General features: G+C 34.7%; 14 protein-coding genes. All 14 read left to right on the top strand.

Going from position 1 to position 13,584, the window contains the following annotated elements; all coding sequences use genetic code 11:
• The first annotated feature begins 37 nt into the window (after nt 1–37).
• Nucleotides 38–223, top strand: coding sequence for a hypothetical protein (locus tag CPG45_RS03400; protein ID WP_096230638.1), 186 nt, complete (start codon nt 38–40; stop codon nt 221–223).
• 9 nt (nt 224–232) lie between these two features.
• Nucleotides 233–1,081 carry a DNRLRE domain-containing protein gene (locus tag CPG45_RS03395; protein ID WP_096230637.1) on the top strand — a complete coding sequence of 283 codons (849 nt, stop codon included), beginning with the start codon at nt 233–235 and terminating at the stop codon, nt 1,079–1,081.
• A 164-nt stretch (nt 1,082–1,245) separates the two neighbouring features.
• Nucleotides 1,246–2,142, top strand: a complete 897-nt coding sequence (gene ftcD / locus CPG45_RS03390) for a glutamate formimidoyltransferase (protein WP_096230636.1) — start codon at nt 1,246–1,248, stop codon at nt 2,140–2,142.
• A 109-nt stretch (nt 2,143–2,251) separates the two neighbouring features.
• A complete protein-coding gene (locus CPG45_RS03385) occupies nt 2,252–2,884 on the top strand; it encodes a cyclodeaminase/cyclohydrolase family protein (RefSeq protein ID WP_096230635.1) in 633 nt (210 codons plus the stop codon).
• 213 nt (nt 2,885–3,097) lie between these two features.
• Entirely contained in the window at nt 3,098–4,153 is a 1,056-nt protein-coding gene (locus CPG45_RS03380) for a BMP family lipoprotein (protein WP_096230634.1), read from the top strand.
• A gap of 51 nt (nt 4,154–4,204) precedes the next feature.
• Nucleotides 4,205–5,731, top strand: a complete 1,527-nt coding sequence (locus CPG45_RS03375) for an ABC transporter ATP-binding protein (RefSeq protein WP_096230633.1) — start codon at nt 4,205–4,207, stop codon at nt 5,729–5,731.
• A 2-nt stretch (nt 5,732–5,733) separates the two neighbouring features.
• Nucleotides 5,734–6,789 (top strand): ABC transporter permease, encoded by a 1,056-nt coding sequence (locus tag CPG45_RS03370; protein WP_096230632.1) that lies wholly within the window; start codon nt 5,734–5,736, stop codon nt 6,787–6,789.
• Nucleotides 6,786–7,709, top strand: coding sequence for an ABC transporter permease (locus CPG45_RS03365; RefSeq protein ID WP_096230631.1), 924 nt, complete (start codon nt 6,786–6,788; stop codon nt 7,707–7,709). Before CPG45_RS03370 ends, CPG45_RS03365 begins: the two co-directional genes overlap by 4 nt.
• Nucleotides 7,710–7,717: 8 nt before the next feature.
• On the top strand, nt 7,718–8,440 hold the full coding sequence (locus tag CPG45_RS03360) for a GntR family transcriptional regulator (protein ID WP_096230630.1): 723 nt from the start codon (nt 7,718–7,720) through the stop codon (nt 8,438–8,440).
• 17 nt (nt 8,441–8,457) lie between these two features.
• On the top strand, nt 8,458–8,883 hold the full coding sequence (locus CPG45_RS03355; protein ID WP_096230629.1) for a cytidine deaminase: 426 nt from the start codon (nt 8,458–8,460) through the stop codon (nt 8,881–8,883).
• Nucleotides 8,884–8,944: 61 nt separating this feature from the next.
• The gene (locus CPG45_RS03350; protein ID WP_096230628.1) at nt 8,945–10,114 is read left to right on the top strand and encodes a phosphopentomutase; all 1,170 of its coding nucleotides are present in this window, start codon (nt 8,945–8,947) and stop codon (nt 10,112–10,114) included.
• Between the two features lie 15 nt (nt 10,115–10,129).
• Nucleotides 10,130–11,425, top strand: a complete 1,296-nt coding sequence (locus CPG45_RS03345) for a pyrimidine-nucleoside phosphorylase (protein ID WP_096230627.1) — start codon at nt 10,130–10,132, stop codon at nt 11,423–11,425.
• A 97-nt stretch (nt 11,426–11,522) separates the two neighbouring features.
• The gene (locus CPG45_RS03340; RefSeq protein ID WP_096230626.1) at nt 11,523–13,169 is read left to right on the top strand and encodes a methyl-accepting chemotaxis protein; all 1,647 of its coding nucleotides are present in this window, start codon (nt 11,523–11,525) and stop codon (nt 13,167–13,169) included.
• 152 nt (nt 13,170–13,321) lie between these two features.
• The gene (locus tag CPG45_RS03335) at nt 13,322–13,540 is read left to right on the top strand and encodes a PRD domain-containing protein (RefSeq protein ID WP_231968965.1); all 219 of its coding nucleotides are present in this window, start codon (nt 13,322–13,324) and stop codon (nt 13,538–13,540) included.
• The last annotated feature ends 44 nt before the right edge of the window (nt 13,541–13,584 follow it).

The raw sequence follows: 13,584 nt of genomic DNA, 5'->3' as shown, positions 1-13,584 counted from the left end.
ATATTATAGAAGAAATATATTTTGGAAGGAGATATCAATGTCTGTTAATGCTGATCTAATATCCGATGATAAAAATAATAAAAATATTTCATCAATAGATATAGGCATTTTAAATAGTAGTTTGATAAGTGATGTAAATTTAGTAACATCCGGAAAAAGTATGTCAAAATTAGCTACTTTAAATGATGAAAATAAAAGTTTTTCAAAATTAGTAAAGAGGTGATATTGTGTCATGCTCTCACTATCCCCAGTACAGGATGCATATATTTCTGAATATTATCCAACAACAAATTTTGGAGGGAGTGATGCCCTTTTTGTAGGGCTTTATCAAGGGATAAATGATAGATATAGAAGTCTTATTCAATTTGATGTATCATCAATACCTGCGAGTAGCTCAATAAATTCTGCAAAATTGAGAATGTATATTTATAGAAATGATGTGCCAGCTATAATGAAGTCCGTTAAAGTATATCGCAATTTAAGCAGTTTCTCTGAAAGTACAGTGGCTTATAATAACCGGCCGCCGGTATCAACAACACCAGATGCCGTTTTAAATATTACTAATGAAATAAATACCTATCTCGAATGGGATATAACAAACTTAGTTAAAGGATGGATAGATAATACCATTGTAAATTATGGTGTGACGGTAATATGCCTGGAAACGACACTTTCACTTATCGGCTTTAGAAGTAAAGAGTGTGCAAATCCAGCTAATCGTCCGCAACTTGTTATAGATTATATGATGGAGAAAACCATAGTATATCCACCTGAATATGTAATGACGACGGATAATTATACTGGATCTACTCCACTAATATTAGGTCCGAGAACAGCAACTTTTGGAATAAGAAATATAGGTGGAGCCAATAATGCATATGTAATTGTACAACTTAGTGCAGACGGTATTGACTGGATAGATAATATACTTCCGTTTATTTCTGTTCCTGTTTTTGGCCCCGGGGATCATTTAATAATGAATACAGACGGTCATATGCCATATGCAAGGGTAGCATTTAAATCATATACACCAGGGCAAAGTGCAAATCTTGTAATATATGCAGCAACGACAGAACCTTAAGAGAGCCTTTATGGCTCTTTAATTTTTTGTTGAAAAAGTGCATTATTTATTATATCTTATTTATATGATATGTTTTACCATAAATACTTGAACATTTTCAATCTGTGCAATAATGTGAAGTATATCACGCTTTATACTAATTATTTTAAGAATGAGGGATACTAGTGAAAAAGATTATTGAATGTGTACCAAATATCAGCGAAGGAAGAGACTCTAAAAAAATAGCGGAACTTGTTGCAGAAGTAGTAGCAGTAAAAGAGGTTAAATTGTTAGATTATTCATCAGATAAGGATCATAATAGATCTGTTATAACATTTTGCGGTGATATTGAAGGGCTTAAAGAGGCCGCATTTAATCTTGCTAAAAAAGCTTCTGAAATAATAGATATGAGGCTACATAGAGGTGAGCATCCAAGGATAGGCGCTTTAGATGTTATGCCATTTATTCCTGTAAAAAATGTGACAATGGATGAATGTGTTGAGCTAGCTAAAGAGGTAGGAAAACGCATCGGTGAAGAGCTTAAAATACCTGTTTATCTTTATGAGGAAGCTCAGACAAAGCCAGAGAGAAAGCGGCTCGAGGATATAAGAAGAGGAGAATATGAACATTTTTTTGAGAAGATAAAAAAACCCGAGTGGATACCTGATTTCGGTCCGCAAGAAATGAACGAAAAAAGTGGTGCAACTGTTGTCGGTGCAAGACATTATTTAATTGCATATAATGTCAATCTTTCTACAGATAATATAGAAATCGCAAATAAAATTGCTAAAGCAGTAAGATTTTCTAATGGTGGATACAGGTATGTAAAAGCAATGGGAGTAAATTTAAAAGAAAGAAATATTGTTCAGGTTTCAATGAATCTAACAAACTTTACAAAAACTCCAGTATATAGAGTCTTTGAAACAATAAAAAGTGAGGCGGCAAGGTATGGTGTAAATGTAATTAGTAGTGAATTGATAGGCTTAATACCTGCAAAAGCACTTTATGATACTGCAGAGTATTATTTAAGGATGGAAAATTTCTCCTATGATAAAGTTATAGAAAATAGAATCTACGAATAATGTACAAGGGTCATGTACGTTGATCAACTTTCAATTAAAAAAGAATAATTGGCATAAATAGACAAATTAGGTTATAATAAATTTGAGTATTAAAAAAGGAGATGGTTTTATGCTTATAAATGATTCTCTTAATGATTATCTAAGGAAAGTAGCATCAGCCACACCAGCACCAGGTGGTGGAAGTGCCGCGGCGGTCGCAGCTGGACTTGGTATAGCACTTTCATCGATGGTTTATAATCTTACAATAGGAAGAGATTTCTATAATGAATATGACAGCGATATAAAAGACGAAATTGAAAATGGCTTAAAGATATGTGAAAGACTCCTTGATGAATACATAAAATTGATTGATGATGACAAAAATGCATATGAAGCCGTGATTAAGGCTATTAAGATGCCAAGGGACACTGATGAAAATAAAGCAATTAGAAATGAAACTTTACAAAAAGCCTACATAAATGCTATGAATGTACCTTTAAAACTGGCACAATTATGCGGTGAAGGATTTACACCGACACTACTTATCGCACAATATGGAAATCAAAATGCTGTATCAGATGCCGCTGTTGGTGCACTGCTCCTTTTTGCAGGACTTCATAGTGCCATGATTAATGTTAAAGTCAATGCTCAATATATAAAAGATGAAAATATAACAAAAAGTGCAGTAAAAATGTGTGAGGACCTTATAAAGAGGTATGAACCGGTCAAAGAGGAAATATTAAATATTTCCATGAAAGGGTAATAAATTATCAAATGAAAATACAAATACAATAAAAAATTGAGAATAAAAGAGAAATACATAGAAAACAGGACATATATTCATAATATGAGACATAGGAGGTGTTGTATTTCATATAATGATAGAATTATAATCTTGTTAGATGTCAGACAACAATAAATTTATTTAAGTGGGTTAAAAAATGGAAAACGATAACAAATAATAGGAGGTTATACAATGAAAAAGTTACGTGTAGTGCTTTCATTGATTCTTGTAACTGTACTTGCTTTATCATTGCTATCAGGTTGCACAGCAAAGACAAAACAAGAATCAACACAGTCAAAGAGTACAAGTGAAACAGCTAAAAACAAAGACTTTAAAGTAGGACTTGTTACAGATGTCGGCGGCATAAATGACCACAGTTTCAACCAGTTGGCATATCAAGGACTTGAAAAAGCCAAAAAAGATCTTGGCATTACGACAAATTTCATACAGTCAAAACAGCAGACAGATTATGTGACAAATCTAACACAGTTTGCACAGCAGAAATACAACCTAATAATAGCAGTTGGTTTCCTTATGAAAGACGCAGTTGAACAGGTTTCACAACAATTCCCCGATGTAAAGTTTATGATAATAGACTCTGATATAACAGATAGGCCAAATGTTGCATCAGCATCATTTAAGACAGAGCAATGTGGATACTTAGTTGGTGTTATGGCAGGACTTATGGAAAAAGAAAAGAATCCTAAAATAAATGATCAAAATGTAGTAGGTGTTGTTGGAGGAATGCAAATACCACCGGTTGACAGCTATATAGCAGGTTTCCAGCAAGGTGTTAAAGCAGTAAATCCAGATACTAAAGTGCTTGTAAGTTATACTGGCAAATTTGATGATCCTGCAACAGGTAAACAAATGGCATTAACACAGATAAGCCAAGGTGCTGACGTAGTATTCCCTGTTGCTGGACAAACAGGTGACGGTGTTATAAAGGCGGCACAAGAAAAGAATATATTTGCAATAGGTGTCGATGCAGACCAGAATTATTTAGCACCTGAAACTGTTATGACATCAGCACTTAAGAAAGTTGATGTTGCGACATTTGATATTATAAAGAGTGCACTTGATAACAAGTTCAAAAGCGGTATGGTGTATTTCGACTTATCAAATGATGGTGTTGGATTTGCAAAGCCAATAAAAGATGTACCACAAACAGTAATTGATAAAGTCAATGATTATGCAAAACAGATTAAGGACGGAAGCATAAAAGTTTCAGATAAAGTACAAAAATAAAGGCAAACTTCGGGGCTGACAGTGTTCAGCCCCTTTTTAGGAGGTATTTTAATGAGTGCTTTACTTGAAGTCAATAATATTACGAAGATTTTTCCAAAAGTCAGAGCGAATGATGGAGTAAATTTGACAGTAGAAAAAGGGGAAATACACGCAATACTTGGCGAAAACGGTGCTGGTAAATCTACTTTAATGAACGTTATATATGGACTTTATAAACCTGATTCAGGCATATTAAAATTTAATGGTGAGGTGTTAAATTTAAATGGACCTCATGAGGCAATAGAAAAAGGAATTGGCATGGTACATCAGCATTTTATGCTAATACCCGTTCTTACTGTTGCTGAGAATATAGTATTAGGTGCAGAACCTGGGGGAATTTCTTACAACAAAAAGAAGGCAAATGAACTTATTAAAAATATCTCAAAAAAATATCATCTTGATATAGATCCAGACATAAAGGTAAAAGATCTTACTGTTGGGTTGCAGCAAAGGGTAGAAATTATAAAAGCATTTTACAGAAATGCAAAACTGTTAATTTTGGACGAGCCTACTGCTATGCTGACACCACAAGAGATAGAAGAACTTTTTGAGATAATGAAAAATCTCAAAAAACAAGGAATATCTATAATATTTATAAGTCATAAGCTTGAAGAAGTTATGGAGATATCCGATAAAGTAACAGTCATGAGACGAGGAAAGACCGTTGGAACTTTGAATACAAAGGATACATCTCAACAGGAATTAGCAAACCTTATGGTTGGCAGGGAAGTTGTATTAAGAGTAGAAAAGACAGAATACAAACCAGGTGATGTAGTCCTTACTGTAAAAGACTTAAATGTTACTGGTGAGCAGAATGTAAACAAAGTTAAAGATGTAAGTTTTGACGTGAAAAGTGGAGAAATATTTGGACTTGCAGGTATAGATGGCAATGGACAGACTGAGCTTATTGAAGCGTTAATGGGATTAAGGCCAATAAAATCCGGAATAATAAAATACAATGGTAAAAATATAGAGAAAATGCCTACACGTGAAAGGTACAAGCTCGGAATATCGTATATACCGCAGGACAGACAGCAAGAAGGGCTTATAATGAATTTCTCCGTTGCTGAAAATTTAGTCATGAAAGAGTATAAAAATAATGAATACTCTAAAAATGGTATTATCCAATATAAAAAAGTATTTAAAAATGCGGATGAAAAGATAAAAGAATTTGATATAAGACCGACAGATTACACGATTTTAGCTGGTAATCTATCAGGTGGTAACCAGCAAAAAGTAATACTTGCAAGAGAAGTTGGAACAAATCCAAAGCTTTTAATTGCGGTACAGCCAACAAGGGGTATGGATGTCGGCGCTATAGAGTATATTCATAAGAGACTTCTTAAATTGAGAGATGAAGGTTCTGGAATATTACTCGTTTCATTAGAATTAGAAGAGATAATGTCACTATCAGATAGAATTGGTGTAATCCATAATGGTAAATTAATGGACATTCTTGACGGAAAGACAGCTACAAGAGAGAGAATTGGCTTACTCATGGCAGGTTCACAATTTGGAGCAAAAGAAGCGGAGGTGTGATGATGAAAAATATATTAAAAAGTATTTATATGCCTGCTTTTGCTGTATTAATCGCAATCATAATAGGTTCTATAATAATGTTGGCAACGGGTTTTAATCCTATTACGGCGTATGCATCATTATTTATTGGCGCATTTGGAAATATAGACAATATTGCAAATACACTTGCAAATGCTGTTCCACTTATTATAACGGGCCTTGGTGTTGCAATTGCTTTTAATGCAGGGCTCTTTAACATTGGTGCAGAAGGACAGTATTGGATTGGTGCGATAGTTGGAACATGGGTTGGATATAATTTTAATGGTCTGCCATGGTACATCCATATACCATTTGCACTTATTGCAGCAATGATTGCAGGTGGGCTCTGGGGTGGAATTGTTCCTGGTTTTGCTAAGGCATATACTGGTGCACACGAAGTAATAACGACAATGATGATGAGCTATGTAGCGATATATTTTAGCCATTATCTATTAGAGTTCGGGCCTATGATGCAAAAAGGCTCTGTGCCGCAATCACCGCTTATTAAAAAATCTGCGGTTTTACCAACGCTAATTGGTGGTACACAGCTCTCATATGGGATTTTTATAGCCATAATAGCAGCACTTTTTGTATACTGGCTTATGTATAAAACAGTATGGGGCTATGAGATGAGGGCTGTTGGTTTTAATCAGCGAGCATCTAAATATGCAGGTATGAATGTTCCATTTAATATTATACTCTCTTTGAGCTTAAGCGGAATATTTGCAGGACTTGCAGGTGCCGTTCAAGTTATGGGTGTACAGCACAGACTTTATGATAGCTTTACATCAGGATATGGTTATACCGCAATTGTTGTTTCTCTGCTTGCAAAAAATAACCCTATCGGTGTAATTTTTGCAGCACTATTATTTGCAGCACTTGGAACGGGTTCACAGTATATGCAATTGAATGCACAGGTTCCCGGACAGCTTACAGACGTTATAACAGGTTTAATAATATTCTTTGTCGCAGCTGATAAGATAATAGAAATCCTAAAGGGTAAATTTAAAAAGGTTAAAAAGGAGGAGATGGCATCATGAAGGAGATCCTATTAAATCCTCAATTATGGTCGGCTACATTAGCTATGGCAACACCACTCGCACTGCCTGCCCTTGGAGGTACTTTTTCAGAAAGATCCGGTGTTGTTAATATAGCAATGGAAGGTATAATGCTTATTGCAGCATTTTTTGCAGTATTATTTGCGCATCTAACAGGTAGTGCGTGGCTTGGCTTATTTGGTGCAGTTGTCGTCGGTATAATTATCGCCCTTATTTTTGCATGGGCAGCAGTATCATTGACAGCAGACCAAGTTATTCTTGGCATGGCGATAAATATTTTTGCATCAGGTATTACGGCATACTTGTTAAACACTATATTTGGTTTTAGCGGAACACCTACAGATACACCGATGCTACCAAATATAAATATTCCTGGACTAAAAAGTATTCCCTTTGTTGGACAGGTTTTAAGCGGCCATAGTATAATTGTATATCTTATGATAATACTTATATTTGTGGCGAATTATTTCTTATTCCATACAAATTTGGGTTTAAGAATAAGGGCTGTTGGAGAGAATCCTGAAGCAGCAGAAACTGCCGGTATCAATGTCATAAAACTAAGATATCTTGGCGTAGCTTTAAGTGGACTTTTTTCAGCGATAGGTGGTGCGTACCTCTCAATAGGTGTATTAAATAGTTTTAGCACTGATATGTCAAGTGGTAGAGGTTACATTGCACTTGCTGCAATGATATTTGGCAAATGGACGCCGTTTGGTTCATTTGGAGCAGCATTGCTTTTCGGATTTGCAACGGCATTAAGCATGCAGCTTCAAAATACTGCGATATCAAAAAACATTATCATGATGCTTCCATATATTCTCACAGTATTGGCATTAGTTGGAGTAGGCGGTAAGAGTGTAGCACCTGCAGCAGATGGTGTACCATACACACCAAAGAAGTAAGGAAGCTTATGTTAATGTCAGATAAAAAGCCACTATATGAACTTGCTCTTAACAAGATGGAAGAGCTGATTAAAACTGGTGTGTGGAAGGAAGGAATAAAACTTCCTTCCGAAGCCAGTCTTTCAAAGGAATTTGGTATAAGCAGGGCTACACTTAGAGAAGCGATGAGAATAATGGAAGATGAAGGACTGATAGCAAAGCAGCAAGGCGTTGGAACTTTTGTTCGCAAGAGGCCAGTTATTAGAAGCGGGCTTGAAGAGCTTTTCAGCGTTACAGCACTGATAAAAAGGCAAGGAATGAAGCCAGGAACAAAAGATTTTACATTTTATAGGCTGCCAGCCATAGAGAGTGAAGCGAGAAATCTAAAGCTTGCGACTGGGGAAGAAATATATAAAGTGGAAAGAGTAAGGACAGCGGATGACATACCTGTAGTATATTGTATAGATAGATTACCAGTTGAAATACTTAGAGATAATTTTAGTGGTTTTGAACAATCGATGTTTGCATATCTAGAAAAGGAGCATAATATCAAGATAACTTATGCTATATCGAATATTAAAGTTGTCAGGCATGATGCTATTATTGAGAAAAAACTAAATGTAGGGGAAAATAGCTCAATATTATTGCTTGAGCAGATTCATTACGATGACAACAATAGACCGATTTTGTATTCATCAAACTATTTCAATGCGGATAAATTTGATTTTTATATAATCAGAAAACGTGATTAATATTAGGAGGCATTATTATGGATCATAAAAAATTATTGGATTTGGCGAAAGAGGCGAGGGAGAAGGCTTATGTGCCATACTCCCATTTTAAAGTTGGAGCATGTGTCATTTCCGAAGAAGGAAATATATATAAAGGCTGTAATATCGAAAATTCTTCATATGGGCTTACGAATTGTGCTGAGAGGACGGCATTATTTAATGCATATTCAAATGGTGATACAAAACTTAAAGCTATAGCAGTTATAGCAGATACAGTTGGCCCTGTTTCACCATGTGGTGCATGTAGACAGGTGATATTTGAACTCGGTGGTGAAGATTTAACAGTTATACTTGGTAACCTCAAAGGTGATTACATAGTAACAAAAGCAAAGGATTTACTGCCAGGTGCCTTTTCATTAACCGGAACAGGTGACGGTTCAGTGTCAAACTCAAAAGAAAAATAATATATAAATGCAAAACATATATTTGAAATAGAACTACATTGAAGATTCGAGGAGTGATTAGATGTTTAAAAAAGTAGTATTAATCGTACTTGATAGCGTCGGTGCAGGTGAAGCACCTGATGCATATAAATTTGGTGATGAAGGTTCAAATACACTTGGGCATATATGTGATGTAACAGGTGTCAATCTACCTAATATGGAAAGACTTGGACTTGGTAATATATTACCACTTAAGAGTGTCAAAGCAAATGCAAATGCTATAGGCGGATATGGCAAGATGAGGGAGTGCTCTTTTGGCAAGGATACTACAACAGGCCACTGGGAAATTGCAGGATTATGGATTGAAAGGGCATTTCCAACTTTTCCAAACGGCTTTCCAGATGAGATAATAAAGTCCTTTGAAGAAAAGATAGGAAGAAAGATTATTGGGAATAAACCTGCATCAGGCACTGAAATAATAAAAGAGCTCGGTGAAGAACATATGAAGTCAGGTTCACCGATTGTTTATACATCTGCAGACAGTGTATTCCAAATTGCCGCACATGAAGAAATTATTCCACTTGAAGAATTGTATAGTTATTGCTCAATTGCAAGGGAAATGCTTAAAGGAGATTATGCAGTAGGTAGAGTTATAGCAAGACCCTTTACTGGCAAACCAGGTAATTTTACAAGAACCGAAAATAGACGTGATTTTTCATTAAAACCATTTAAGCCAACAATACTTGAAATTCTAAAAGAAGCTGGATTTGAAGTGTTTGCAATTGGCAAAATAGAGGATATTTTTGCTGGATGCGGTATAACGGGCAGGGATCATACGACAAATAACAAAGATGGTATAACTGCAACTATAAAAGCGATAGATGATGTGAAAAATGGACTGATTTTTACAAATCTTGTAGACTTTGATATGTTGTATGGACATAGAAATAATCCGCATGGTTATGCAGATGCATTAAAATACTTTGATGATAAATTACCTGAAATATTATCAAAACTCACTGCTGATGATTTACTAATAATTACTGCTGACCATGGCAATGACCCCACGACTAAAAGTACGGACCATTCAAGGGAATATGTACCACTACTTGTATATAGTCCGCGATTCAAACATGGTGTAAATCTTGGTGTTAGAGATACTTTTTCGGATATTGCTGCAACAGTTGCGGAGATATTCAATGTAAAAAGTACTGGACATGGAACATCATTTCTTGATGAATTGCCAATATAGTTAGGAGGCTTTAAAATGCGAATGTATGACCTTATTATGAAGAAGAGAAATGGCGGTACTCTTTCAAAAGATGAAATAGATTTTATTATATCATCATATACAAAGGATTACCTTCCAGATTATCAGATGAGTGCGCTTCTGATGGCTATATATTTTAAGGGAATGAATCCTGAGGAGACATCTAATCTTACAATGGCAATGGCACATTCAGGTGACATACTTGATTTATCAGGTATTTCGGGAATAAAAGTTGACAAACATTCGACAGGTGGCGTAGCAGATACAACGACACTTGTACTGGCACCACTTGTAGCCGCATGTGGTGCACCTGTTGCAAAGATGTCAGGAAGAGGACTTGGGCACACTGGTGGTACTATTGATAAGCTTGAATCTATACCTGGTATGAGAATCGAACTTAGCGAAAGAGAATTTATTGACAATGTTAATAAACATGGAATTGCTATTATAGGGCAGACCGGCAATTTAACACCGGCCGATAAAAAGCTTTATGCCTTAAGAGATGTTACAGCAACAGTCGATTCGATACCGCTTATAGCAAGCTCTATAATGAGCAAAAAAATTGCATCTGGTGCTGATGGCATAGTTCTTGATGTGAAGTTAGGCCGTGGCGCATTCATGAAAGACTTAGAGAGTGCTAAAAAGCTCGCAAAGCTTATGGTAGATATAGGAAACTCAGTTGGCAGAAAAACTGTCGCACATGTGACAAATATGGATGAGCCATTAGGACTTGCTATAGGAAATTCTCTTGAGGTTATTGAAGCCATCGAGGTACTGAAAGGCCATGGTTCGAAAGACTTACTTGATGTTTGTATGGTACTTGGATCAGATATGCTTACGATATCAGGCGTTGCAAAAGATTCAGACGAAGCGAAGAGGATGCTAAATGATGCATTAACAAGTGGAAAGGCTTTAATGAAATTCAGGGAATTCTTATCATCACAAGGTGGTGATGATAGGATCGTCGATGATTTTAGCCTTCTCCCACAGGCGAAATATGTTGAAGCATGGACAGCAGGTGAAGATATTTATATAAAAGATTTATTAGCATTGGATTTAGGGCTTATTGCAATGAAATTAGGGGCAGGAAGAGAGAAAAAAGAAGATACGATTGATTTATCAGTGGGAATTATGCTAGGCGGTAAAGTAGGTGACATAGTAAAAAAAGGTGATCCTATCGCAACGGTGTATGCAAATGATAAAGAAAAGCTCAAATGGGCGTTAAATGAAATTAAAAAATATATCGTTGTCACAGATAAATATGTTGAACGGCCCAAACTGATATATATGTAAATATTCCTCCATCGAGGAATATTTTTTAATATCCGTTAAACATTTTCAGATATTTGCCGATAAATGAATTGTATAGGTTTATATTGGAGGGATGAAAATGGTTAAAACATTAAGAGGAGAACTTATAAGAGCATTTGTAGTAATCGGTATTTTAATTATAGCCTTATCAATAACTGTTAATGTCGGTATATTAAACACAAAAAACAATATAGCTAATTTAAGAAGATTTGTTGTTAATGAAATACTAAATATATCAAATTCACAGGTACAATTTGCACAATATAGCGGAACACTATTAACAGATTTAAATAGTTATACAAGTGGACAAATAAATAAATACTCTTTAAATGCTGATTTAAATAATCTAATTGCAGATATTTCAAACATAAAAAATGTTTTAGATGATTTTAAGAGTACTAAAATATATCCATTGCTAAAACAGGATGTAGATAACATCAATGAGAACATGAATAACCTAAAAGATTCTGTCAATAATCTATCAGAAAAATACGATTCTACGGTTGATAGTGATAAAGTTGTAAAAATAAATTTTTATGTATCACAGATACAGAATAATATGAGCGACTTTAGCAATAAATATTCTCAAGGCTTTTTACCTATGTTTAATGATATGATAGATAGCAATGACAAAATATTTAAAATATCTGTTAGTATAAGTATATTTTGCGTAATTGTAATTATTATTTATTCCATCTTAACAGTTAGAAGACTTAAAAAGCTATCAAAGCAAATAAATAGCGAAGTAAATAAATCAATGGAACACTCAAAGAAAGTTCTTGATTCTTCTATAGAGCTAAAAAAGATGTCTGAGGAAAATACAGAGAATATTAAGATGTCAAGAGATGGTGTTGAACAGCTTACATACAGCATAAATACAATTGCCGAAAATGCTAATGAAGTAGCATCATCAATTGTAAATGTATCAGAAATAAATGAGGAACTATCAAAGTCATCTGAAAATCTAATAAATAATATGAACGATGCGATTAACAAGATTCACGAAATTGAAGAAAATGTAGCAGTTCAAGGAAATGTAGTAAGAAAACTTATAGATACGCTAAATCAAAGCCTAAAAAGTTCAAAGAATACTTCAAACGAATTGAAAGAACTTGATAAAAAAATGGCAGGAATCAGAGAAATATTATCAGCTATCTCAGAAATTGCGGATCAAACAAATCTTTTATCATTGAATGCTGCAATTGAAGCTGCGAGAGCAGGTGAATACGGGAAAGGATTTGCTGTTGTCGCAGATGAAATAAGAAAACTTGCAAAACAATCAACAGAAAGCGTAGTGAAAATAGGAGAAATTATAGAAAACATAACTAGCTACACTGGAAAAACTATCGATAGCGTTATATATGATATAGACAATTCAAGGAAGGCTGCAGACGAAGTTAATAAGGTACTTGACATATTTAATGAAGTAAAAAATGGATTTGATAAAATATCTCAAATAATAGGCAGTATATCAAATGTGACAAGTGAAACAGCCGCAGGTTCTGACAAAACACTGCAGGCCGTAAGAAATGTTATGGGAGCATCACAAAACATATCTGCGCAGGTTGAGGAGCTTCTAGCTTCATCAGAACAGTTGCTTGATATGATTAATAAAGTCGACGAAAATAACACAAAAAATTTAGATTACGTAAAAAATCAGGTCACATTTACAGAAGAGCAAAAGACAAATATGCAAATCATTACAAATGCAGTAAAGATGCTATAAATGCTTTACAATCTTGTCACATTATGATATTATATAAATATGAAGGTGTGTTACTGGTAAAACAGGCATGAGCCGGTGAGGTTAAATTTTTACCTTTCCGGCTTTTTTTTATGCCAAAATAAATTAATAGGAGGAATTTTACATGAAAGGCATTGGAAAGCTACAAAAGTTTGGTTGCAATAAATAGAATAGAAAGTGACATGCCGATATCAAATGAGCTACTTTCACCAATTAAAAGAAAATTTAAAAAAGCGTATAAAATAGCATTAAATGTAGCATTAATTATAAAAAATTACCTTGAGAAAGATGTACCAGAAGATGAAATAGGATATCTTGCAATAAATATACAAAGGTTAATAAACAATGTCTAAAAAACCGGGTTCATTAATGAAATCCGGTTTTTGCAATTTTATAA

This window comes from Thermoanaerobacterium sp. RBIITD, from assembly GCF_900205865.1.
Taxonomy (GTDB): Bacteria; Bacillota; Thermoanaerobacteria; order Thermoanaerobacterales; family Thermoanaerobacteraceae; genus Thermoanaerobacterium.
The sequence above is the reverse complement of the archived record's forward strand: the minus strand, read 5'-3'. Positions and strand labels throughout refer to the sequence as shown.

What these genes read in the sequence shown, in the direction of transcription:
- CPG45_RS03400 (WP_096230638.1), top strand. Translation starts at nt 38, where the DNA reads ATGTCTGTTAATGCTGATCTAATATCCGATGATAAAAATAATAAAAAT.
- CPG45_RS03395 (WP_096230637.1), top strand. Translation starts at nt 233, where the DNA reads ATGCTCTCACTATCCCCAGTACAGGATGCATATATTTCTGAATATTAT.
- CPG45_RS03385 (WP_096230635.1), top strand. Translation starts at nt 2,252, where the DNA reads ATGCTTATAAATGATTCTCTTAATGATTATCTAAGGAAAGTAGCATCA.
- CPG45_RS03380 (WP_096230634.1), top strand. Translation starts at nt 3,098, where the DNA reads ATGAAAAAGTTACGTGTAGTGCTTTCATTGATTCTTGTAACTGTACTT.
- CPG45_RS03375 (WP_096230633.1), top strand. Translation starts at nt 4,205, where the DNA reads ATGAGTGCTTTACTTGAAGTCAATAATATTACGAAGATTTTTCCAAAA.
- CPG45_RS03370 (WP_096230632.1), top strand. Translation starts at nt 5,734, where the DNA reads ATGAAAAATATATTAAAAAGTATTTATATGCCTGCTTTTGCTGTATTA.
- CPG45_RS03365 (WP_096230631.1), top strand. Translation starts at nt 6,786, where the DNA reads ATGAAGGAGATCCTATTAAATCCTCAATTATGGTCGGCTACATTAGCT.
- CPG45_RS03360 (WP_096230630.1), top strand. Translation starts at nt 7,718, where the DNA reads ATGTTAATGTCAGATAAAAAGCCACTATATGAACTTGCTCTTAACAAG.
- CPG45_RS03355 (WP_096230629.1), top strand. Translation starts at nt 8,458, where the DNA reads ATGGATCATAAAAAATTATTGGATTTGGCGAAAGAGGCGAGGGAGAAG.
- CPG45_RS03350 (WP_096230628.1), top strand. Translation starts at nt 8,945, where the DNA reads ATGTTTAAAAAAGTAGTATTAATCGTACTTGATAGCGTCGGTGCAGGT.
- CPG45_RS03345 (WP_096230627.1), top strand. Translation starts at nt 10,130, where the DNA reads ATGCGAATGTATGACCTTATTATGAAGAAGAGAAATGGCGGTACTCTT.
- CPG45_RS03340 (WP_096230626.1), top strand. Translation starts at nt 11,523, where the DNA reads ATGGTTAAAACATTAAGAGGAGAACTTATAAGAGCATTTGTAGTAATC.